Origin of the sequence: Vreelandella stevensii S18214 (assembly GCF_000275725.1) — a bacterium.
GTDB lineage: Bacteria > Pseudomonadota > Gammaproteobacteria > Pseudomonadales > Halomonadaceae > Vreelandella > Vreelandella stevensii.
In genome coordinates this window covers 22,739-43,871 of the sequence record NZ_AJTS01000015.1, presented here as the reverse complement: position 1 = coordinate 43,871, position 21,133 = coordinate 22,739, and the positions used below count along the sequence as shown (strand labels likewise).

At 61.6% G+C, this 21,133-nt stretch carries 21 protein-coding genes; 16 read left to right on the top strand and 5 right to left on the bottom strand.

Annotation, left to right across the window (positions count from 1 at the left end; translation table 11 throughout):
- Nucleotides 1-99: 99 nt before the first annotated feature.
- Complete coding sequence (locus HSS18214_RS0102585) at nt 100-534, bottom strand: acyl-CoA thioesterase (RefSeq protein WP_016913749.1); 435 nt, start codon at nt 532-534, stop codon at nt 100-102.
- A 184-nt stretch (nt 535-718) separates the two neighbouring features.
- Here HSS18214_RS0102585 and HSS18214_RS0102580 point away from each other — a divergent pair, with 184 nt between their 5' ends.
- The 13 genes from HSS18214_RS0102580 to HSS18214_RS0102520 all read left to right on the top strand — a co-directional run bounded on the left by HSS18214_RS0102580 (nt 719) and on the right by HSS18214_RS0102520 (nt 14,161).
- Nucleotides 719-1,684 carry a recombination-associated protein RdgC gene (locus tag HSS18214_RS0102580; protein WP_016913748.1) on the top strand — a complete coding sequence of 322 codons (966 nt, stop codon included), beginning with the start codon at nt 719-721 and terminating at the stop codon, nt 1,682-1,684.
- A 35-nt stretch (nt 1,685-1,719) separates the two neighbouring features.
- A complete protein-coding gene (locus HSS18214_RS0102575; RefSeq protein ID WP_026001677.1) occupies nt 1,720-2,901 on the top strand; it encodes a 1-acyl-sn-glycerol-3-phosphate acyltransferase in 1,182 nt (393 codons plus the stop codon).
- 132 nt (nt 2,902-3,033) lie between these two features.
- Entirely contained in the window at nt 3,034-3,315 is a 282-nt protein-coding gene (locus HSS18214_RS0102570; protein ID WP_016913746.1) for a hypothetical protein, read from the top strand.
- Between the two features lie 82 nt (nt 3,316-3,397).
- A complete protein-coding gene (gene metG, locus HSS18214_RS0102565) occupies nt 3,398-5,434 on the top strand; it encodes a methionine--tRNA ligase (protein WP_016913745.1) in 2,037 nt (678 codons plus the stop codon).
- A 153-nt stretch (nt 5,435-5,587) separates the two neighbouring features.
- Entirely contained in the window at nt 5,588-7,177 is a 1,590-nt protein-coding gene (locus tag HSS18214_RS0102560; RefSeq protein WP_016913744.1) for a diguanylate cyclase domain-containing protein, read from the top strand.
- Complete coding sequence (gene rsxA / locus HSS18214_RS0102555) at nt 7,174-7,761, top strand: electron transport complex subunit RsxA (RefSeq protein ID WP_016913743.1); 588 nt, start codon at nt 7,174-7,176, stop codon at nt 7,759-7,761. The genes HSS18214_RS0102560 and rsxA overlap by 4 nt, the downstream gene beginning before the upstream one ends.
- Nucleotides 7,761-8,342 (top strand): electron transport complex subunit RsxB, encoded by a 582-nt coding sequence (gene rsxB / locus HSS18214_RS0102550; RefSeq protein WP_016913742.1) that lies wholly within the window; start codon nt 7,761-7,763, stop codon nt 8,340-8,342. Before rsxA ends, rsxB begins: the two co-directional genes overlap by 1 nt.
- Complete coding sequence (rsxC, locus tag HSS18214_RS0102545) at nt 8,329-9,996, top strand: electron transport complex subunit RsxC (protein ID WP_016913741.1); 1,668 nt, start codon at nt 8,329-8,331, stop codon at nt 9,994-9,996. Before rsxB ends, rsxC begins: the two co-directional genes overlap by 14 nt.
- Entirely contained in the window at nt 9,993-11,036 is a 1,044-nt protein-coding gene (locus tag HSS18214_RS0102540; protein ID WP_016913740.1) for an RnfABCDGE type electron transport complex subunit D, read from the top strand. The genes rsxC and HSS18214_RS0102540 overlap by 4 nt, the downstream gene beginning before the upstream one ends.
- Complete coding sequence (locus HSS18214_RS0102535; protein WP_016913739.1) at nt 11,033-11,668, top strand: RnfABCDGE type electron transport complex subunit G; 636 nt, start codon at nt 11,033-11,035, stop codon at nt 11,666-11,668. The genes HSS18214_RS0102540 and HSS18214_RS0102535 overlap by 4 nt, the downstream gene beginning before the upstream one ends.
- Entirely contained in the window at nt 11,665-12,363 is a 699-nt protein-coding gene (locus HSS18214_RS0102530) for an electron transport complex subunit E (protein ID WP_016913738.1), read from the top strand. The genes HSS18214_RS0102535 and HSS18214_RS0102530 overlap by 4 nt, the downstream gene beginning before the upstream one ends.
- Before the next feature lie 15 nt (nt 12,364-12,378).
- Complete coding sequence (gene nth / locus HSS18214_RS0102525) at nt 12,379-13,017, top strand: endonuclease III (RefSeq protein ID WP_016913737.1); 639 nt, start codon at nt 12,379-12,381, stop codon at nt 13,015-13,017.
- Nucleotides 13,018-13,045: 28 nt separating this feature from the next.
- Nucleotides 13,046-14,161, top strand: a complete 1,116-nt coding sequence (locus tag HSS18214_RS0102520) for a carboxysome shell carbonic anhydrase (RefSeq protein WP_016913736.1) — start codon at nt 13,046-13,048, stop codon at nt 14,159-14,161.
- Here HSS18214_RS0102520 and HSS18214_RS0102515 read toward each other — a convergent pair.
- From HSS18214_RS0102515 to HSS18214_RS0102500, 4 genes are read right to left on the bottom strand one after another with little or no spacing between them, the layout of a single operon-like run.
- A complete protein-coding gene (locus tag HSS18214_RS0102515; RefSeq protein ID WP_016913735.1) occupies nt 14,146-15,198 on the bottom strand; it encodes a tRNA-queuosine alpha-mannosyltransferase domain-containing protein in 1,053 nt (350 codons plus the stop codon). The genes HSS18214_RS0102520 and HSS18214_RS0102515 overlap by 16 nt on opposite strands.
- Entirely contained in the window at nt 15,198-16,205 is a 1,008-nt protein-coding gene (locus tag HSS18214_RS0102510) for an ArsA family ATPase (protein WP_016913734.1), read from the bottom strand. Before HSS18214_RS0102510 ends, HSS18214_RS0102515 begins: the two co-directional genes overlap by 1 nt.
- Nucleotides 16,206-16,244: 39 nt before the next feature.
- Nucleotides 16,245-16,544, bottom strand: a complete 300-nt coding sequence (locus tag HSS18214_RS0102505; RefSeq protein ID WP_016913733.1) for a cory-CC-star protein — start codon at nt 16,542-16,544, stop codon at nt 16,245-16,247.
- 26 nt (nt 16,545-16,570) lie between these two features.
- Nucleotides 16,571-18,247: a carbon starvation CstA family protein gene (locus HSS18214_RS0102500; protein ID WP_016913732.1), complete on the bottom strand. Its 1,677-nt coding sequence runs from the start codon at nt 18,245-18,247 to the stop codon at nt 16,571-16,573.
- 243 nt (nt 18,248-18,490) lie between these two features.
- Between HSS18214_RS0102500 and HSS18214_RS0102495 the strand changes: the two genes are divergently transcribed.
- Genes HSS18214_RS0102495 through HSS18214_RS0102485 form a run of 3 tightly spaced genes read left to right on the top strand, consistent with a single transcriptional unit; the run spans nt 18,491 to nt 21,131 of the window.
- Nucleotides 18,491-18,874 carry a response regulator transcription factor gene (locus HSS18214_RS0102495; protein ID WP_016913731.1) on the top strand — a complete coding sequence of 128 codons (384 nt, stop codon included), beginning with the start codon at nt 18,491-18,493 and terminating at the stop codon, nt 18,872-18,874.
- On the top strand, nt 18,871-20,928 hold the full coding sequence (locus tag HSS18214_RS0102490) for a 3'-5' exonuclease (RefSeq protein ID WP_016913730.1): 2,058 nt from the start codon (nt 18,871-18,873) through the stop codon (nt 20,926-20,928). The genes HSS18214_RS0102495 and HSS18214_RS0102490 overlap by 4 nt, the downstream gene beginning before the upstream one ends.
- The gene (locus tag HSS18214_RS0102485; protein WP_026001675.1) at nt 20,925-21,131 is read left to right on the top strand and encodes a hypothetical protein; all 207 of its coding nucleotides are present in this window, start codon (nt 20,925-20,927) and stop codon (nt 21,129-21,131) included. Before HSS18214_RS0102490 ends, HSS18214_RS0102485 begins: the two co-directional genes overlap by 4 nt.
- The last annotated feature ends 2 nt before the right edge of the window (nt 21,132-21,133 follow it).

The window sequence follows — 21,133 nt, the reverse complement described above, 5'->3', positions numbered from 1 at the left end:
AATGCCGCCTTTAGCTAACCAGCAAGGCGGCGCGCAGAGTCGCTCACATCATACCACTGCATACGCATCAAGGGCAGTCGGTGACACCTCCATTGCTATTTAAGCCAAAAAGGCCTCTTTGCCGACCTGCAGCCCCATGAGCGCTTCACGCACGTCGCCTTCGATGGTCGCCGCGCGATTTTGCTGCATGTCCAGCAGCACGAAGGTCAGATCCGCCTGAGCGACCACGCTGCCATCCTGACGCACGATGCGGTGATGGCAAAGCGCGCTGCGCTCATTCACATCGATGATGCCGGTCTGCACCGTGAGATCGTCCCCTTGCAAGGCTGCCGCACGGTAATCGATATTCAGATTCACCACGACGAACGCCCGCTTCGCCTGATGTAGCTGCTTCATCAATTGCGGGTGCTCATCGAAAAATGCCCAACGCCCCTCCTCCATGAACTCCAGGTAGCGCGCATTGTTGACGTGGCCATAGCCGTCCAGGTGGTAGCCCCGCACGCGCATGGTAACGCTGGAAATCGCTTCAGACATGACAACCTCTTTTATTGATGACAGTGATCAGCAGGCGCAGGCACCTGCCAGCGACAGGCAACATGCCCCACACAAATCAAACACAAGTTTAAAACTAGTGCAACAGCATGACGGCACACCAGAGTGCTGGCAGGAAAGGCCTGCTTTCGACATAATGTGCCACCTTTTAAACAGGATTGGTGACATGTGGTTCAAGCACCTGCATCTATATCGCCTGCACGGCGCGCCCGAGCTCGACAGCCACACCCTGGCCAACGCGCTGGATGAACACGCCGCCAAGCCATTGGGCAATGCGGATGCTCGCCGACTAGGCTGGACCGCGCCCGCAGGCCGTCTGGGCGGCGGGCAGCGCCTGCACGAGATTCAGGGACATCGGCTGCTGTCGGCACTGCGCCAGGAACGTCTGCTGCCTGCCTCGGTGGTCAAGGAAGAGGTCGATGAGAAAGTCGCCGACATCGAAGCCAGCGAAGGACGCAAGGTGACGCGCAAGGAAAAGACGGCTCTCAAGGAGCAGGTCACCGAAGAGCTGATGCCTCGCGCCTTCGTGCGCAGCCAGAAAATCGACCTCTGGTGGGACACCCAGCATCAGCTGATCGGCATCAACGCCAGCTCGCGCACCCGCGCTGAAGACGTGCTGGACTTGCTGCGGGAAACCCTGGGCAGCCTCAAGGCAACGCCGCTCAGCAGCCAGACGTTGCCGATACGCGCCATGACGACCTGGCTGGGTGACCCCGCCAGCCGCCCCGCCGACCTGCAGTTGGGTGACCAGGTAGAGCTGAAGGCGAAAGGCGATGACGGCGTACTGCGCGCCCGCCAGGTGGACCTGGATAGCGACGAAATACAGCAGCTGCTCGAAAGCGGCCGTCAGGCCAGCAAGCTGGCCATGCAGATAGAGGGCCGCTTGAGCTTCGTACTGCATGACGACCTTGCTCTGAAATCTCTACGCTTTGGCGATGCGCTGATCGAAGAGGCCGACCACGCCGATGATGGCGACGACGCCCTGGCACGCCTGGAAACTGATTTCATTTTGATGGCACAGTCGCTGTCCGAGGACATTCGCCGCCTCATGGCGTGGCTGGGCGGTGAAACTGAGCGGGAACCAAGTGCGCTCTCCGGCACCCAAGATGGGCACGCCCAACCTTCTCGGTGAATCGATCACTTACTTGCTGACACGTTACGGATCGCATGACTCAACACAATAACGCTCCTCACGCAGACACCACGAGTGACCCCTGGGCCGATATTCGCCCCTATATGGATCATGAGGTTCCTGAAGTTATTGCTCGACTTTCTCACGACACAGAGCTGCTGGATGCGCTGACCCGCTTTCGCCTGCCACGCATGGCCAAGTGGGCACCGCCGCTGGCCAGGGCGCTGGCCGGTCACGCAGTACGTCGCGAGGTCAAGGGCGTGACCAGCGTGCATGAATTTCAGATGCGCATTGCCCGTTACATGGAGCGAATGATTCGCACCACCACGACGGCTTTTGACGTTTCAGGCCTGGACAAGCTCGATGAGCACAGTGCTTATCTCTTCATCGGCAATCACCGCGACATTTCGCTGGACCCGGCGTTCGTCAACTATGCGCTCTACCAGGCGGGTCGTGATACCGTGCGTATCGCGATTGGCGACAACCTGCTGAAGAAGCCTTACGTCACGGACCTGATGCGCCTGAACAAGAGTTTCATCGTGCCGCGCAGCGCCAGGGGCAAACGTGCCATGCTGGCTGCCTACCAGCAGCTGTCAGGCTACATTCGTCACTCGATCACCGACGACAACCACTCCATCTGGATGGCCCAGCGGGAAGGTCGCGCCAAGAACGGCATCGACCGCACCGACCCCGCCATCATCAAGATGCTGATCATGGCCAAACGCCTTGCCGAGCGCGACATCGTCTTTGGTGAAGCAGTAGCGGAACTCAAGCTGGTGCCCGTTTCCATCAGCTATGAATACGACCCTTGTGACGTGCAAAAAGCCCAGGAGCTGCACGACATCGCTACCCACGGTCGCTATGCCAAAAGCGAATTCGAAGACATTCGCTCCATCGTCTCCGGCATCACCGGCTCCAAAGGCCGCGTTCAGCTGCGCTTTGGCAGCCCGGTAGGCTCGGACATGGAGACCCCTGATGAAGTCGCCGCCGAGATCGACCGCCAGGTCATCGGGGGCTATCGGCTTTTCCCGAGCCATTACCTAGCCCTGGAAGCACTGGGTGAATCACCGGAGCTGGTGGCACGTAAGTCGATCACCCGCCAGGACCGCGAGCGCTTCAAGGCGCGGCTTGCCGAAGTACCGGAAGCACTACGCCCCTATTGGCTGGAGCAGTATGCCAACCCCGTCAAGCACAAGGCCGGCAGGCTGAGCCTGTAACCCGGTTAGTCATTGATCGCGTTGGGCAGGCCATGCGACTTTGCATGCTCAACATGCAAAAAAGTGCTATGGTCAAGGCATTCATTGGTCCCACCAGGGCACCTGCCCTGGCGTGGTCTTAAGGAGACTCCCATGTCCGCATCAGAAATCCAAAAAACGCGCATTATCAACGAACTGCGTGGGTTCATTCGCAAGCTTCTCCAGGATCCCAAAATCCTCGAGCAGTCGCTGGCCATTGCCCGCCAGCAGCTTGCGGAAGGTAGCAGCCCTGCCGTCATGGCGCGCATTGCCAACGAAATTTCCGACACCACCAGCGTGCATATCCCTGAAGACCCGGCCGAGCACTCCGACGCCGACAAACTGTTTCTGGAACTGCTGCGCGAAGTGGTTCAGGAAGAGCAGGCGCTGTATTAGTGTTCGCTGGCTGACGGCCAAGCGACAGCGCACCCTTTTGTCACTCTATTTTTGTTTTGCCTAGACGGAATCAACCTTCACCATGTCCAACACTGCTCCACGCAACATTCTGGTGACCAGCGCACTGCCCTATGCCAACGGTGCCATCCACCTGGGTCATCTGCTTGAGTACATCCAGACCGACATCTGGGTACGTTTTCAGAAAAGCCGTGGCCAGCAGTGCTACTACGTATGCGCCGACGACGCCCATGGTACGGCCATCATGCTGCGGGCCGAGCAGGAAGGCATCTCCCCGGAAGCGCTGATCGAAAGAGTCTCCCGGGACCATCAGCAAGACTTTGCTCGCTTTGGCGTAGGCTTTGACAACTACCACTCCACCCACTCCGAAGAGAACCGTCACTACAGCGAACTGATCTACAAGCGCCTGCGCGACAAGGGCCATATTGCGACCCGCGACATCGAGCAGATGTACGATCCCCAGAAAGGCCTGTTCCTCGCGGATCGGTTCATCAAGGGCACCTGCCCCAAATGCCATGCTGACGATCAGTACGGGGATAACTGCGAGAAGTGCGGCGCTACTTATACCCCCGCTGATTTGATCAATCCGGTGTCCGCCATTTCCGGCGCCACGCCCGAGGTGCGTAGCTCGACCCACTACTTCTTCAAGCTGCCGGACTTCGCCGAGTTCTTGCAACAGTGGATCAACGACGGTCACGTTCAGCCCCAGATTCGCAACAAGCTGATGGAGTGGTTCGAATCCGGCTTCAATGAGTGGGACATTTCTCGGGACGCGCCCTATTTCGGCTTTGAGATCCCGGATGCGCCCGGCAAATATTTCTACGTCTGGCTGGATGCCCCCATCGGCTACCTGGCCAGCTTCAAGAACCTGTGTGACCGCCAGGGCATCGACTTCGACAGCTTCTGGCAGCCGAACTCCAACGCGGAGGTCTACCATTTCATCGGCAAGGATATCGTCTACTTCCACGCCCTGTTCTGGCCGGCCATGCTCCATGGGGCAGAGTTCCGTACGCCCACGGCGGTCAACTGTCACGGCTTCCTGACCGTGGATGGTGCCAAGATGTCCAAGTCCCGTGGCACCTTCATCAAGGCCGCCACCTATGCCGAGCACCTCAACCCCGAGTATCTGCGCTACTACTTTGCCGCCAAGCTGACCTCCAAGGTCGACGACCTCGACCTGAACCTCGATGACTTTGCCGCGCGCGTGAACTCGGATCTGGTCGGCAAGGTCGTGAACATCGCCAGCCGCTGTGCAGGCTTCGTCAAAAAGCTCGGCGGCGGAACGCTCTCCGAACATTGCGCTGAACCGGCCATGGTTGCCCGCTTCATCTCGGCCGGTGAGGATATCGCTGCCGATTTCGAAGCGCGGGAATTCAGCCGCGCCATGCGCAAGATCATGGAGCTGGCCGATGAAGCCAATACCTACATCGCTGACAAAGCGCCCTGGGCACTGGCCAAACAGGATGGACGCGAACAGGAAGTGTTGGAAATCTGCTCGGTGGGCATCAACCTGTTCCGCCAGCTGATGGTCTATCTGGCACCGGTGGTGCCGAGCATGGCAGAGCAAGCGCGTGAGTTTATAAATGTTGACACTTTGAATTGGGAGAGTCGTGGTAACGTTCTGGTGAACCACTCCATCAACAAATTCAAACCGCTGATGACTCGGGTAGAGCGAGACAGAATCGACGCCATGATCGACGCTTCCAAGGAGGACCTGGTGGAAGAGCAGAAACTCAAGAACACTCCTAAAGGCCCGCTGGCCGAGGATCCCATCGCCGCAGAGATCAGCTTCGACGATTTCGCCAAAGTCGACCTGCGGATTGCGCGTATCGCCAAGGCACAGTACGTGGAAGGCGCAGACAAGCTGCTGCAGTTGACCCTCGATCTGGGCGGCGAGACCCGCAACGTCTTTTCCGGCATTCGCTCCGCCTATTCTCCAGAAGCGCTGGAAGGACGACTGACCGTCATGGTCGCCAACCTGGCCCCGAGAAAAATGCGCTTCGGCCTTTCAGAAGGTATGGTGTTGGCGTCCGCCAATAACGACGGTATCTATCTGCTCTCCCCGGACTCCGGCGCTGAGCCCGGTCAGCGGGTAACCTGACCAGCGCGCCGTTCGCAGAGCACGAACCGCCTCAAGGGGCATGGCCAACCGCCTGCCCCTTGTTATTTAGGGCGATGAAATTCAGCGACCATGACAGCGACGCTATATCCATATCGAGCGCCGTCCATCGCGACAACAGGACTGAGTGTACCCATGGTTCATCGCTGGGCTTTGTCATTGCGCTTTCGCTTTCTCGCTTTGCTGGGTAGCGTATTAGTGTGCGCCATGCTGGCACTGGGGGCGCTGAGTCACTGGCTGATCTTTCCTGCTCTACAGGCAGAGGAAAGGGCCGCTGCTCACCGGGAGCTGGATCGCACCGCCCGCGGTCTGGTCTTGAGCCAACAGCAGCTGCATGCACAAGTGCGCGACTGGGCGCACTGGGACGATACCTATCGTTTCCTGCAAGGCGATTACCCGGGCTTCACCGAGGTTAATTTTAGCGCGCAAATGTTCGAGGACATGCGCTATCAGCTCATGGCGCTCTTCACCCTCGACGGTGAGCTGTACTTCCTCTCGGGCATCGACCCGCAAACAGGCCAGTTCAGCACCTGCACCTCAGCCACCGACGAGTGCGCCTGGATGGCACCCTGGTCCCATACCATGCAGCAGGCCATCGAGAGTGGCCATGCCAACGAGACCCACATTGCTATCGAGGGGTGGCCAGCCTTGCTGGCGGGTAGCCCTATCCTGCAAACCGACGAGAGTGGCCCCGCCGCGGGGTGGCTGTTCAAGCTACGTGCGCTGAACGACGCATGGCAAGCCCTCATGGCGGATTACACAGGGCTGCCCATTGCACTGTCGGTGACGGACGCGACACATCCGCCGGAAGCACAGTTGACCTTTTCCGACGACACGGCCTATGCCGAACAATACTTCCCAACGCTAGGCAGTGCCAGCCAGCTAGCCTTGGGGATCGAGCTCAACCGGCATCGCTATCTAAGCAGCTTGACGACCTTCAACTACGTCCTGATCTGGACGGCCGTGCTGATGTCTCTGGTCATCGGGCTGGTGTTGCTGGTGCTGGAGCGGCTGGTACTGAAGCCCTTGCGCCAGTTGACCCACTTTACCCAACAGTTGGCGCCAGCAGAGGCGGCAACGCTCACCCTGGCAGAGCGGCGGGATGAGATCGGCACCTTGTCACGCGCGTTTCACCAGCAACTCGCCTGCCAACGCCAGTTGAACACCGAGCTGATCAAGCTCTCCACCCATGATCCGTTGACAGGCCTGCCCAATCGGCGGCTATTCGACCAGCGTCTGGAGGCTGCCATTACGGATGCCCAGCAGCACCCCGTCGCCGTCATGATGCTGGATATCGATCATTTCAAACTCTATAACGATCATTATGGGCATGTGCAGGGTGACAAATGCCTGCAACAAGTCGCGCAAGTACTTGAGCGCTGCGCTGCTGCGCGTGGCTATCTGATTGCCCGCACCGGTGGCGAAGAGTTCAGCGCCCTGCTGCTTGCCACGGAGCCTTCGCAAGCCCTGCAGCTTGCCCGGCACATCATCGCGGCCATCGACCAGCTCGCACTACCCCATGCCACTTCGCCCGTCTGCCATCATGTCACCATCAGCGTGGGCGTTGGCTCGCTGCAGGATAGCCAGACGGCTCAGCCAAGCGCCGTCATGAGCACCGCCGACCAGGCGCTGTACATGGCGAAGGCGCAAGGCAGACACCGCGCCGTTCGATTTGCATCTCCGCTAGCCAGCGACGCCAGTTCCACGCACAATACGCCGCCATGAACGAACTGTTTGTCATTCTGATCAGCACCGCGCTGGTCAATAATTTCGTGTTGGTCCAGTTTCTTGGCTTATGCCCTTTCATGGGTGTCTCCAACAAGCTGGAGTCGGCCATGGGCATGTCTCTGGCCACCACCTTCGTGCTTACCCTGGCCTCGGCGGCCAGCTACGTGGTGTACCACGGCCTGCTGGTACCGCTGGACATTACCTACCTGCGAACGATCAGTTTTATCGTGGTCATTGCTGCCGTCGTACAGTTCACCGAGATCATGGTGCGTCAGCTGAGCCCGTTGCTGCATCAAGTGCTGGGTATTTTCCTGCCCCTGATCACCACCAACTGCGCCGTGCTCGGGGTGGCGCTGCTGTCGCTCAACCGCGAACTGAGCTTCTTCCACACCACCCTCTATGGCCTGGGCGCGGCAGCAGGTTTCTCGCTGGTGCTGGTGCTGTTCGCCGCCATGCGTGAACGGCTGGCCGGTGCCGATATACCAAAGCCGTTCCAGGGCGCCGCCATTGCCATGGTGACCGCCAGCCTGATGTCGCTGGCGTTTCTGGGCTTTTCCGGCCTGGTGCAGGGGGCATCGTGATGGGCGAATCATTGTCATGGTGGGGGGTCGCCAGCGCCGTGGGCGCATTGACCACTCTGGGCCTGCTGCTCGGGGCGCTGCTGGGTTTGGCCAGCGCGCGCTTCAAGGGGGATGAAAATCCCCTGGTGGAGCAGATCGATGCGCTGCTGCCACAAACCCAGTGTGGCCAGTGCGGCTACCCCGGCTGCCGCCCCTACGCCGAAGCGATCAATCAGGGCGACGCCATCAACAAGTGCCCGCCAGGCGGTGACGCCACGGTAGTGGCCCTGGCCGAGCTGCTGGGCCGCGAGCCAGCGCCCCTGGATGGCGAAGCCCCCAGCGAAGATCGCGTGGCCTTCATCCGCGAAGCCGAGTGCATTGGCTGCACCAAATGCATTCAGGCCTGCCCGGTGGATGCCATCATCGGCGCGGCCAAACAGATGCACACGGTCATCGAAGACGAATGTACCGGCTGCGATTTATGTGTCGCTCCTTGCCCGGTGGACTGCATCGACATGCTGCCACGGCGCAAGCCGTTGAGTCAGTGGGAGCCCATTATCAGCGACCGCGCAACGCCAGGGAGCGCTCATGTCCCGTCATGATTTTCCCGGCGGTATTTATCCGCCCGAGCGCAAGCAGCGCTCACTCACCGCGCCGCTGAGGGCGGCCTCGCTGCCTGCGCAAGTGGTGTTGCCCCTCGATCAGCATGTCGGCAAACCCGCCCTGCCCTGCGTGGCCGCAGGCGAGCGCGTGAAGGTGGGCACTGTGGTGGCCCGCAAAGGTGGGCTGATATCGGCCAATGTGCATGCCAGCCTGAGCGGCACCGTGCGTGAGGTCAGCCCTCAGTCGGTGACGATCGTAGGCGACGGCGACGATGAGTGGCAGCGGCTGGCCCCGCTCGACTGGCGGCGGGCGGAGCCTTCAGCGCTGGTGGCGCGCCTGGACGACAGCGGCCTGGCAGGGCTGGGTGGGGCCGGCTTTCCGACTCACGTCAAAGCACAGGTCAGCCTGCAGCACCCCATCGATACGCTGGTGGTCAATGCTGCCGAGTGCGAACCCTACATCACCGCCGACGACATGACGCTGCGCCACTATGCCGCCCAGGTGCTGGAAGGCGCAGCAATTTTGGCCACCCTGTGTGCCGCGTCGCGTATCGTCGTGGGTATCGAGGATAACAAGCCCGAGGCACGGCAAGCCCTGCAGGCGGCGCTGCCCCAGGTGCCATCGCCGCTTCCGGTGACGCTCGAGGTGATCGAAACCCGCTACCCCAGCGGGGGCGAGCGACAGCTGATCAAAAAGCTGCTGGGCAGAGACGTGCCCAGCGGCGGCCTGCCAGCGGATGTGGGCGTTCTGTGTCACAACCCGGGGACGCTTCTGGCGGCACAGCAGGCCATCTGTGAGGGCACACCGCTGGTCGAGCGCATCGTCACCCTGACAGGCGAGGCCATCGAACGGCCAGGCAACTACTGGGTACGTCTGGGCACCCCGATAGAGGGTCTGCTTGAGCAGGCGGGGCTGGCGCCGGATGCCCTGCATCAAGTGGTGGTGGGTGGGCCCATGATGGGGAAATCGCTGGCATCGCTGGACGTTCCGGTCCTCAAAACCACCAACTGCCTGATTGCCGCCACGCGCCAGGAACTGCCCCCGGCGCCAGACGCTTCCCCCTGTATTCGCTGCGGTGCCTGCGAAACCGTCTGCCCGGTGCAGCTGCTGCCCCAGCAGCTGCATTGGCACGCGCAAAGTGGCCATGACGCGGCCCTGGAAAAACAGCACCTGTTCGACTGCATCGAATGCGGCGCCTGCAGTTTCGTATGCCCCAGCCATATCCCGCTGGTGGCGGAATACCGCACGGCCAAGCAACGGATCCGTTTGAAACGCATCGAAACCGCCAAGGCAGAGCACGCGCGCCACCGCTTCGAGTTCCGCCAGGCCAGGCTGGCCAGGGAAGAGGCGGAGAAGCAGGCTCGCCGCCAGGCGCGGCTTGCCCAGCAGCGTCAGCCGTCGTCATCGGGTGCCGAGCCCCGCACCGCAGAGCTGCCAGCCGTTGACCTGCGCAGCTTGCGTATCGCACAGACCGCGGCCAGGGCGGCGGTCAAAAAAGCCGAGAAGGCGCTGGCCCGCGCCGTGGCAGAAGACCCTCAACAATCTCAGGAGGATCTGGAGATGCAGCTGGCCACTGCCCAGGAAAACCTGCTCGCCGCGGACGCCCGACTGGCCGATGCCAGAGCCCGCGAACGGGAGCACACGACACCATGAGCATGCTCCAGGCCTCGACCTTGGGCCTTGCCCCTTCCTCGGCAACAATCATGCGCTGGGTCATTTTGGCGACCCTGCCGGGGCTACTGGCCATGACCTTCTATTTTGGGCTGGGGGTGCTGACCAACGTGGCAGTGGCCGCCGGCGTTGCCATGCTGGCAGAGGCCGCCATACTCGCCCTGCGCCGTCGCCGCGTGGTTGCTACCTTGACCGACGGCAGTGCCCTGCTGACGGGCGTTCTGCTGGGCGCCTCGCTGCCCCCCGGTAGCCCCTGGTGGCTGCTGGCGGTAGGGGCCATCGCCGCGGTGGTGGTCGCCAAGCAGCTGTATGGAGGGCTGGGGCACAACCCCTTCAATCCGGCCATGGTGGGTTACGCCCTGCTGCTGGTATCGTTTCCAACCTACATGACGCTGTGGCCAGTGCCGCACCAGGCAGGTTCGATGGCGACACTCTGGGCCCAGGTCAGCGGCACCCTCTCCGCTGCCGAGCTGGACGCGCTGAGTGGCGCCACGCCATTGGATGCCTTCAAGCATAAAGGACTGACAGGGGCAGATGAGTTCTGGGCGGCGGCTGCGCTGGAAGACACGGTACAGGCCTGGCGCATGATCGCGCTGGCGTGGCTGGCAGGCGGGTTACTGCTGTTGTTCAAACGAGTGATCAGTTGGCATATTCCGGTTGCCATGCTGGGTAGCATGGCACTGGTAGCGGCACTGCTCTACGGCCTGGACAGCGACCACTACGCCTCTCCGCTGTTTCATCTGACCATGGGGGCTGCCCTGTTTGGTGCCTTCTTCATTGCCACGGACCCGGTGTCGGCGGCGACCAGTCGGCGCGGCAAGCTATTGTTCGGCATCGGCATTGGGGTGTTGGTCATGATCATCCGCACCTTCGGCGGCTATCCGGATGCCGTCGCCTTTGCCGTACTGCTGATGAACCTGTGCGTGCCGCTGCTGGATCTTTATAGCGCTCCTGTTCCTACAGGGCATCGTCCCACAGAGCGTCGTCCCACAGGGCACCGCCCCCCGACGAGGCGCCCATGACACTCTATCAAGCCATGTGGCGTGGGGCGCTGGCGCTGGGCACCTTTGCGCTGGTAACGGCAGGCAGCGTGGCATTGACTCGGACGTTGACCGCCGAACGCATCGAACAGCACCAGTTGGCCTATCAATATCGCCAGCTGCAGGCAGTGCTGCCAGCTTCGTTGGTCACGGACTCACAGGCATCGCTGCTGGAAGACACCTTCGAGCTGCCGGAGCCCGAACGGCTGGGCCACCGCACGCCCACACACGGCTGGTATGTTCACCACGCAGACGAAGCTGCCGTCGTCCTGCCGGTGATCACCCACCAGGGCTACAGCGGAGCCATTCACCTGCTGGTGGGGATTGACCATGAGGGCCGTATCAGCGGCGTTCGGGTCACTCGGCACCAGGAAACGCCAGGGCTAGGCGATGCCATCGAACGCCAGCGCAGCGACTGGATCACTCGCTTCGATGGCCTGGCACGCCACAGTCTGCCCCCCGAAAGCTGGGCGGTGCGACAACAGGGCGGCGCGTTCGATGGTTTCACCGGGGCCACCATCACCCCAAGCGCGGTCATCGATGCCGTTCACGATGCCCTGCGCTACGCCCATGAGGTCCGCTTGCCTATCACCATCGAGGAGCCCGAGACATGACGCCATGGCAACAGCTGACCCAGGAAGGGCTCTGGCGCAACAACCCTGCCCTGGTGCAACTACTGGGGCTCTGCCCGCTGCTGGCCGTGAGCGCCAGCGTGGTCAACGCACTGGGGCTGGCGCTGGCCACCCTGCTGGTCATGGTCGGGGCGAGTACGACCATCTCGTTGATTCGCCATCAGGTGCCCAGCGCGGTGCGGCTACCCGCCTTCGTGATGATCATTGCCGCCTTCGTGACCTGCGCCGAGCTGTTGATGGCTGCCTTTGCCTATTCGCTCTATCAAACTCTGGGCATTTTCATCCCCTTGATCGTGACCAACTGCGCCATCCTGGGACGCGCCGATGCGTTTGCCTCGCGCCAGCCGGTGCTGCCTGCCGCTCTGGACGGGTTCATGATGGGGCTCGGGTTCGGCTGGGTGCTGGTCTTGCTGGGAGCGATCAGAGAGCTGCTGGGCCAGGGGACGCTGTTCCATAACATGCATCTGCTGCTGGGCCCCAGGGCCGCCGAGTGGCAGATAACGGTGATGGACGACTATCAGTTTCTGTTTTTCATGTTGCCGCCAGGGGCCTTTTTCGTTGCGGGCCTGCTGATCGCGCTCAAGAATGTCCTCGACCAGCGCCAGCGCCGTGCACAGCCCGCCCCTACCCACGAGCGCAGCGAACGCCGCGTCCGGGTCACTGGCATCATCAAATAGTCTGGAGAAACGTTCATGAATGCCCAGAAACGACAGGAGATTTTTGCCCGCCTGCAGGCGGAAAATCCGCACCCCACCACCGAGCTGAACTGGAGCACCCCCTTCGAGCTGCTGGCTGCGGTGCTGCTCTCGGCACAGGCCACCGACGTGGGCGTCAACAAAGCCACCGACCGACTGTTTCCGGTGGCCAACACCCCCGAAGCGATCATCGCACTGGGCATCGAGGGTCTCAAGGAGTACATCAAGACCATCGGCCTGTTCAACACCAAGGCTGAAAACCTGATGAAGACCTGCCATATTCTGGTGAACCAGCATGGCAGCAACGTGCCGCAAACCCGCCAGGCGCTGGAAGCCTTGCCGGGTGTCGGGCGCAAGACCGCCAACGTCATTCTCAATACCGCCTTTGGGCAGCCCACCATCGCCGTGGACACGCATATCTTCCGAGTCTCCAACCGGACGGGCATCGCCAAGGGCAAGGACGTGGTCGAAGTGGAGCAGAAGCTGTTGCGCCATGTGCCCAAGGCTTTCAAGCAGGACGCCCATCACTGGCTGATCCTGCATGGCCGCTATACCTGTATCGCTCGCAAGCCACGCTGCGGTAGCTGTATTATCGAGGATCTCTGCGACTATAAAGACAAAACCGAGCTGGCCTGAACGTTTGGGCCGCCCCAGGGAGCTGCCTATGCCCAGCACAGACCACAGTGCCATTTCAAGTACCAGCAGCCGCTCTGCCCTACGGCTTCACCAGCGCCCTATCCACGAGCGAATCGATGCGCTGCTGGCTCTCTCCCGCCAGCACGCAGAGCACTTCTGCAGTCCTGACGCATGGCTGGCACGGCAGCGCTATCTGGCGCAGCACCCTACCTCCCTGCTGGTGATGAAGTGCATGGATGGCCGTATCCACCTTCCCCATGCCACCCGCACCCCGCTGGGCATCATCACGCCGTTTCGCAACCTGGGGGGTATTTTCGACCTGGGCTGGCCTTATCTGGGCGAGCTGCTCACCGATTCGGTGCTGGCGGCAGCGCAGCAGGGGCGCGGCACCTTGATGTGCATTACTTATCACTACTCCGCCGGGCAGCCACAGCGGGGCTGCGCAGGCTTCGGCTGTGATACGGCGGCCGCCCGGGCTCACGCATACGGCATTGCCGAGCAGGCGGGCAGTCTGTTTGGCAAGGACCACCAGCAGGTGTACCCGCTGGTGTGTGGCTTTGAAACGGATAGCGACGCGCTGGTGATTCATGGCAAGGCAGGAGCGGTCCTGGACATTCGCGACTGGGTAGGCCAACCGGCAGAGGCCTTGGCCGTCCGTCTCGCCGCCGTCTGCCCGGATATGCCTGACGACATACGCCGTGACCTGCTACCGCTGCTGGAAGGTAACCTGGCCCATGTCACTAGCCTGTATGGCACCGCCCGGGCGCTGGATATCGAACACCGCGAGTGGGTCATTTGCATTGGCCGAGGTTTCGATTTTCTTCACCTGCCCAATACCGCACTGATCATCGGCCCCTACGGACCCGACCTGGCAGAACCCATTGGCACGGCGGCGGATATCATCGCCGCCAACATGCTCCATGGCCGCATTCCAGACGATGGCTTCATGCTGCTGGCCTCGACCCCTTATCAACACAGCGGCGTCGATCGCGCGCGGGCAGAGCTGAAATCCCGGTTCCTGTCGCGCTTTGCCGCACAGGTGATCGGCCAGCGTCATCCTGAGCTGGCCAGCAAGATGCGACCTCACACGGCCGTGGTGCACTGGCCTACCAGGCGCCTGGACCTGCTTCAGTCCAACAACTGACGATACGCCTCGCGCCACTGGGGCCACTCCCAGGGCGACGTATCCAGCCGCTCAGGGGCGGCCACTGTACCTTGTAGCCACGCGGCAAGGCGCTGATAGAGCCCCTCCCGTGTCCCATCGTACCGGTAGGCATCAGGATAGAGTTCCGGAAAGCAGAGTCTGTCCGGCACCAGTGGCCACGCGCCACGCTGGGCGGCCTCCATGATGGCCAGCCCCTGAAACTCATGCCAGGTGGTCGACACGACGATGCCGCCGCCGTTCAACAGCGCCTGGTACTGCTCCTCTGGCTGAGGCCCCCAGCAGACGAGATGCTGCGCCAGCCGCACCTGCGCCTCGGCAAAGATGGCGGGCTCGTCGCGAAACCGTTGGCCCATGACAGCAAGCTCGAAAGGCACACCCTCCTCACTCAGCCTGAACAACACCGCAAAGAAGTCCTCGGGGTTCTTGTCGTACTCCCAGCGGTGGTTCCAGACGATGCGGCGAGGTGGCGGTGCAATGTCGGGCCCCTGCGCCAGCGGCTGCAAGGGCACCGGCAGCACGTTTGCCGAACGCCTCAGCCGCTCCAGCGGTGCGGCGGCCGGCAGATTCTCGGGCATTTTTTTCAGAAATTGCCTGACGCCCGTAAAAAAGGAGTCGCGGTTATAGGCGGTGTTGAATACCAGGGTATCCGCCGCCAGGGCCGCATAGAGATTGACCATTTTGGCTTCGACCTGGGGCACCTGCTCGCTGGACTCCGGGTAGGCAAACTGGTTCTCGTGGAAATAGACGATCTTGCGGGCCTGGCCCAGGTGCGGAAACAGCCCGACCAGCGTAGCCATGTCCACCATGGAGGTGGCCAGCACCACATCGAAGCGCTGGCTGAGGGTAGCGTGTTCCTTCAACCACCAGCTCAGCGGATTACCGCGTATGCGCCAGGCAAAATGGCGCGGTGGCAAGCTCAGCAATGTCCATTCCACATCCGTCAGCTCAGCCATCAAACTGTTTGCCCAGTAACGATGGCTGACCGCCTCGTAGGCGGAAAGCAGTAATACCCGCATCAAAATCCTTGCTGTTCAAGCTGGGTAGCCAACTGCTCCAGCACCTCAATACCTTGTACATCTGTCGGCAGCCAAGGTAGCACGGGGCGCGGCAGGTGGCGAAAGTGTTGTTCGATGCGCGCCAGATAAGTGGCCTCCTGCTGCCGCCTGGCTGCCAGGAACTCGCCGTCGGCGTCTGCGGGAATCACCCGATTGATGAGCACCCCCGCCACCGGGATATGCACCTCCTCCAGTGCTTTCACCGCACGATCGGTTTCCAGGATCGGTAGCCGCTCGGGGGTCATGACGAACAAGAAGCTGCACGCGTTTTCATCCTCGATACGCCGGCGTGCCTGGTGAAACAGGCGGCGGCGCTCGATCAGCGTGCTGGCCACGTCGCGGGTGCGTTCATCCAGGTCTTCCAGCGGGTCCTGGGTGGGGTCGTCAAAGGGCGTCGCCACGTCCCTGCCTCGCTTGGGGGTCAGATGCTCCAACACCTTGCCCAACTCGGCGGATTTGCGGTTATGGGCCAGCAGCCCGTCGGTCCACGCGGCCATGGCCTCGGGCAGAGTCAATAGCCTTAGGGTATGCCCCGTGGGCGCCGTATCGAAAATGATCACGTCATAGGGGGCCTCATCGTCCACCATCAGACGAGCCAACCGCTCCAGCAAGGCGGCCTCCTGAGTGCCGGGAGACTGACGTGTCAGGCGCATCTGCCGCTCCAGCTCCTGCATCATTTCTGGCGCTGCATAACGCCGCATCTGGGCCACGACGCGGGCAAGGTGTGCTTCCACTTCACGGTCGGGGTCGATCTCCATGGCATCCAGGTTGGGCAACAGACGGCGAGGCGTATCGCCCAACTGCCTGTCGAACACATCGCCCAGGCTATGGGCAGGGTCAGTGGAGACCACCAGCACCCGTTTGCCTCGGCTGGCGGCCAGCACGGCCAACGAGGCCGCCACGGTGGTCTTGCCAACGCCCCCTTTGCCACCTACCCATAGCAGGCGTCGATTCAATACAGCGTGCATGGTCTGTCCTGATGTGCGGGCTACTGCTGGGCAAATGCCTCAACAGCAGCGGAAGTGATCCAGTGGGGAGTGCTCCATGCCCATGCGTCGATGCCAGTCATGGAAGCGTTCGAGCAGCAATGGCTGCAGCTCAAGCGTGTAATAAGCAGCAGGATTCTGCAGGCCCATCATTTCGGCAAACACCAGCAGCATGAACAGGTCGTCTTCATCACGTCGTGCTCTGGCGATGGCGCCCCGGTAGCGGGCGCTGTACACCTCTTCGGTAAAGAAGCGGGCCTGGTCGAGCCAGGCCCTGAGCGTTTCTCGACGCGACGACCCGGAATGCAGATCATCGCTCATGGGGTTTCTCCAGGGTTGTGCAGCGGCTAAGGCTGCTGCTCGGCGACTTCGGAACGCGAGCGCTTCAGCGCGGCCGCACACTCCATGGCCACCATGATGGCCGCAATCAGAACGACGATGTCCAGTACCAGCAGGAACATGTTGCCCTGATTCCAGAAGGTGCGCAGCTGCAGCAACAGCGCCAGGATCGTCATCACTAGCAGGAAACACAGCGGTGCCAGGGTGTACCACATGGGCCGTTTCAGGCGCACCAGCATCACAGTGATCACCAGCAATGTCAGGCCTGCCAGCAACTGGTTGGTGGTCCCAAACAGCGGCCAGATGATCAGCCCACCCGAGCCGTCGGCCCCACCGGCGCCAAACGCCAGCAACAGGCAGCTACCCACGGCCAGGCCGGTGGCAATGGCGGGTTTCTTCATCCACGGCTGCTGATAGATATCGCCCCACTCCTGGAAAATATAGCGCTGCAACCGCAGCCCGGTATCCATGGTAGTCCCGGCAAACAGCGCCGCCATGACCGTCAGCAGCGTCGCCGCCGTCACTTCAGGCAGCCCCAGGCCGTTATGGATGATGTAGGCTCCGCCTTCCACGAAGGCGTTGACGCCCCCCTGGCCAAAGGCACTGTACATGGCCTGCCAGTCACCCAGCGTTGCAAAGCCCGCGGTAGCCGCGAGGATCGCCGCCAGGGCCAACATGCCTTCGCCTACCGCGCCGAAATAGCCCACGAACCGCGCGTCGGTCTCCTTGTTGAGCTGTTTGGAAGTGGTCCCCGAAGACACCAATCCATGGAAGCCAGAGATTGCCCCACAGGCAATGGTCACGAACAGCAAGGGAATGAGCGATGGCGTTCCCGCAGGCACATCACTGTTGAACGCCGGTGCTACCAGGGTGGGGTTCAGCAACACCAGGGCGCCATACAGCACCAGCAGACCGATGAACAGCTGCAGGCCATTGATATAGTCACGGGGTTGCAGCAGCATCCAGACGGGCAGTAAGGAGGCGATGGCGGCGTAGGCAAACAGGATCAGGATCCACACCGCGTTACCGGACATACCCGCCACTTCCGAGGGCATCTGGATCGGCACCGAAGGGCCAATGAAGATCAGGGCATAGAGCGCAATGACCCCCAGCACCGAGACGACGGGCAAGCTCATGATCCGACGGTAGATCAACTGGCCGATGATCAGTGCCACGAGGATGGCTCCCCATACCGGCACGACCGCGCTGGAGAAGTTCATCATGAGCCCGGCAATGACCACCGCGAACACCGCGTTGACCATGAGCAGCACCAGGAAGATGACGATCATGAAGATGCTGCGGGCACGCTTGCCAACGACATCTCCTGTGAGCGCCCCCACGGATTTTGCCTTGTTGCGCACGCTGGCCCAGATGGCGCCGAAATCATGAATCCCGGCAAAGAAGATCGTGCCGAACACCACCCACATGAAGGCCGGTGCCCAGCCCCAGATCACCGCGATGGCCGGTCCGACGATGGGTGCAGCGCCCGCCACCGAGGTAAAGTGGTGCCCCCACAGCACGAACCGATTGGTGGGCACATAGTCGACGCCGTCTTCAAATTCGTGGGCAGGGGTTTTAAAGTCAGGGTCCAGTTGATAGATCTTTTGAGCAATGAACCTGGAGTAAATAAAGTACCCCATCGCCATTGCCCCAAGACCCACCACCAGCAAGAAAATAGCACTCATAAGCGCAGCTCCTTTAATGATGATGCTTTATTGTTGGGCTTACTCGCTTGCTCACTCCGAGCGTTTTCATAGTGGTATGAGTCGTCTGGCAAGTCCATGAAAAAGCCCTTTTATGGCTTTAAACCACGGCGAAAGTTGTAGACGTCATGGTAATACTCATCGAAGGTCGTCTTGGCGGGCTCGACCTGACTACCTAAACTTCATTCATACTCAATAATAACGCTGCGCTATCAGGAGCCCACCATGGCCAAAGTCTTAGTGGTCGACGATGAACCCAATATTGTCCTGTCACTGGAGTTCTTGATGGCCCATGCCGGACTCGAAGTCGTGACTGCCGAGGATGGAGAAAGCGCGCTTTTACGTCTGGAAGATGCCTCCCCCGACCTGCTGTTATTGGATATCAGCCTGCCCGGGATCAGCGGCTTCGAAGTGCTCGAGCAGCTGCGCCAGCGTGAACAGCAAGCGTCGACCCCGCGGCTGCCGGTCATCATGCTGACCGCCCACGGCCGCGAGGTAGAGCGCGAGAAAGGCCTGGCGCTGGGAGCGGACGACTACGTGACCAAGCCCTTTTCCACTCAACAACTGGTGGAAAAGGTCAAATCCCTGCTGGGTGAGCGAACATCATGACCGGCAAAGGGTTACCCAAACGCCAGCGACTCATGGGCGTATGGCTGCTGTTGAGCGGGATCAGCCTGCTCGGCGGGGCTATTTTTGCCGCTTGGCTCGATGCCCAGTTGAACCTCTCGGGGGCTGGGCGCGCCGCGCTGTGGCTGGGCAGCTTCTCTGGTGGCATGACGATTTTTCTGGTCGGGCTGCTGCTCGAACGCATGCTGTTTACACCGCTGCGCCACCTTCAGGCCCAGCTGGCTCGCTGGGTGGCCAACCCGGATGCCCAGGACGAAAAAACACCCGAAGGCTGGCTAAAGGGCCTCGGCCCGGATTTGCGGCGCCTCAGCCAGAGCTGGCGCGCCGACCGGGGGCGGTTGGCCACCGCTCATGCAGAGGGTGCGCGTAGCGCCACCCGCATACGCCAGGAGCTGGAAACCCTGCTGCAGGTGTTGGAAACACCGCTGCTGCTCTGCGACCGCCACCGCCGGGTCATGCTGTTCAACCAGGCCGCCGAGGACTTCTTTGCCGGTCACACGGGGCTGGGGCTTGGTAAACGTCTCGACACGCTGCTGCCCACCGTTGGCCTGGAGCATGCCCTGACCCAGCTGCCGGACGATGGCTCTCCCCGCGAACTGCTGGCCCCCTGCGAGCAGCGCTGGCTAAAAGTGGTGATTCGTCGCGTGCCCGGCAGCGAGAAAGAAACCCTGGTCACGTGCAGCGATGCCACCACGGCATGGAACAATGAGATGGGCGTGCGTGCCGACCTTGGCAGTCTATTGCCATCGCTACGCCAGCACTCTGCCAGTCTGGGCAGCGCAGCGGATGTGATTCGACAGCTGGGCACTCTGCCCCAAGACCCTGCATTAAGAGAACGCCTGGAGCAGGTCATTCATGAAGAGAGCCATGGCCTGAACCAGCAGGTCGCCAGAATGGCCACGCTCCTCGAAGACATGCAGTACCACGGCGAGCGCTTGCGGCCCATGTGGTCCAATGATTTCTGGCAATCCCTGGATGAACGCCTGGACCCTGCCCATCGGCTGATCACCCCTATTGGCATGCCTGCCTGGTTCAAGGGCGATGCTCCCGCTCTGATCGAGCTGTTCAACTCATTGGTACGCTATTTACATAGTCACTTGCCCAGCGGCGGCTTCGAGGGTGAGCTGAGCCATCATCAGAAACGCGTTTACGTCGACCTGATCTGGCAAGGCCCTCCCGTGCCCGAGAGCGAGCTGGTACGCTGGCGTGAAGAGCGACTGACGGCGCTGCCGCTAGGGCCATCGGTGGCCGACATCCTTCGCCAGCACGCCGCCGATATCTGGAGCGTTGCCGACAGCGACAAGCGCCACGCGCGTTTGCGCATGCCGCTACCCACCATAGAGCGTACCGACGCCCCCCGTGAACCCGCCCCGCCACGGCCCGAGTTTCATGACTTCGGCATTGCCCAGCTGCCTGCCCCGGATGATGCGCTGGCCAACCGACGCTTGCGCAACCTGGATATCGTCTCCTTCGACACGGAAACCACCGGCCTGGAGCTGCGTCGAGGCGATACGGTGATCAGCCTGGGGGCGTGCCGTATCGTCAATGGCCGACTGTTGGCCAGTGACGCTTTCAACCATTACGTCGACCCCCAACGTCCCATTCCGGCAGCCAGCACGGTCATCCACGGCATTACCGATGCCGATGTGGCGGGGGCTGCCACGCTGGACAGCGTGCTGACCTGGTTCAGCGCCTATGTGGACAATGCCGTCTTGCTGGCCCACAACGCCGCCTTCGACATGCTGGCCATCAGCGGCCACGGCGTGCGCTTTGACATGCCGGTGCTCGATACGCTGTTGATCTCCAGAGCACTGGACGAAGCGCTGGATGGGCACGACCTGGATACCCTTGCCAAGCGCTACGATCTGCACTTTCCCCCCGGCACGCGGCATACGGCGCTGGGCGATGCCCGCGTCACGGCGGAGCTATGGTTGGCGCTGCTGCCCCGGCTGGAAGCCAGAGGTATCGATACCCTCGAGGAGCTGCTAGCCCTGCAGGCCAATGCCTTCGACCGTGAGGATGCCAGCGCTTCATGAAAAACACCCGCCCACTCTCCCGACGTCAGGAAAGATTGATCGCCTTGATCATATTGGCGCTGCTGCTGTTTTGTCCGCCTGCCCTGCTGATTATGGACCGTTTGCCCTCCCCATTGGGTTGGCTGCCGCTCTACCTGTTCGTGGTCTGGGGCGCGCTGATCGGCATGACCGCCTGGCTGGTGGAAGCGCCCAAGCGGCGATGACC

Bases quoted from the DNA above. Each gene is read 5' to 3' on its own strand.
- rsxC (WP_016913741.1), top strand. From the start codon at position 8,329: ATGTCCCGTCATGATTTTCCCGGCGGTATTTATCCGCCCGAGCGCAAG.
- HSS18214_RS0102580 (WP_016913748.1), top strand. From the start codon at position 719: ATGTGGTTCAAGCACCTGCATCTATATCGCCTGCACGGCGCGCCCGAG.
- HSS18214_RS0102510 (WP_016913734.1), bottom strand. From the start codon at position 16,205: ATGCACGCTGTATTGAATCGACGCCTGCTATGGGTAGGTGGCAAAGGG.
- rsxB (WP_016913742.1), top strand. From the start codon at position 7,761: ATGGGCGAATCATTGTCATGGTGGGGGGTCGCCAGCGCCGTGGGCGCA.
- HSS18214_RS0102500 (WP_016913732.1), bottom strand. From the start codon at position 18,247: ATGAGTGCTATTTTCTTGCTGGTGGTGGGTCTTGGGGCAATGGCGATG.
- HSS18214_RS0102540 (WP_016913740.1), top strand. From the start codon at position 9,993: ATGAGCATGCTCCAGGCCTCGACCTTGGGCCTTGCCCCTTCCTCGGCA.
- HSS18214_RS0102570 (WP_016913746.1), top strand. From the start codon at position 3,034: ATGTCCGCATCAGAAATCCAAAAAACGCGCATTATCAACGAACTGCGT.
- HSS18214_RS0102495 (WP_016913731.1), top strand. From the start codon at position 18,491: ATGGCCAAAGTCTTAGTGGTCGACGATGAACCCAATATTGTCCTGTCA.
- HSS18214_RS0102490 (WP_016913730.1), top strand. From the start codon at position 18,871: ATGACCGGCAAAGGGTTACCCAAACGCCAGCGACTCATGGGCGTATGG.
- HSS18214_RS0102530 (WP_016913738.1), top strand. From the start codon at position 11,665: ATGACGCCATGGCAACAGCTGACCCAGGAAGGGCTCTGGCGCAACAAC.
- HSS18214_RS0102505 (WP_016913733.1), bottom strand. From the start codon at position 16,544: ATGAGCGATGATCTGCATTCCGGGTCGTCGCGTCGAGAAACGCTCAGG.
- nth (WP_016913737.1), top strand. From the start codon at position 12,379: ATGAATGCCCAGAAACGACAGGAGATTTTTGCCCGCCTGCAGGCGGAA.
- HSS18214_RS0102560 (WP_016913744.1), top strand. From the start codon at position 5,588: ATGGTTCATCGCTGGGCTTTGTCATTGCGCTTTCGCTTTCTCGCTTTG.
- HSS18214_RS0102485 (WP_026001675.1), top strand. From the start codon at position 20,925: ATGAAAAACACCCGCCCACTCTCCCGACGTCAGGAAAGATTGATCGCC.
- HSS18214_RS0102575 (WP_026001677.1), top strand. From the start codon at position 1,720: ATGACTCAACACAATAACGCTCCTCACGCAGACACCACGAGTGACCCC.
- rsxA (WP_016913743.1), top strand. From the start codon at position 7,174: ATGAACGAACTGTTTGTCATTCTGATCAGCACCGCGCTGGTCAATAAT.
- metG (WP_016913745.1), top strand. From the start codon at position 3,398: ATGTCCAACACTGCTCCACGCAACATTCTGGTGACCAGCGCACTGCCC.
- HSS18214_RS0102535 (WP_016913739.1), top strand. From the start codon at position 11,033: ATGACACTCTATCAAGCCATGTGGCGTGGGGCGCTGGCGCTGGGCACC.
- HSS18214_RS0102515 (WP_016913735.1), bottom strand. From the start codon at position 15,198: ATGCGGGTATTACTGCTTTCCGCCTACGAGGCGGTCAGCCATCGTTAC.
- HSS18214_RS0102585 (WP_016913749.1), bottom strand. From the start codon at position 534: ATGTCTGAAGCGATTTCCAGCGTTACCATGCGCGTGCGGGGCTACCAC.
- HSS18214_RS0102520 (WP_016913736.1), top strand. From the start codon at position 13,046: ATGCCCAGCACAGACCACAGTGCCATTTCAAGTACCAGCAGCCGCTCT.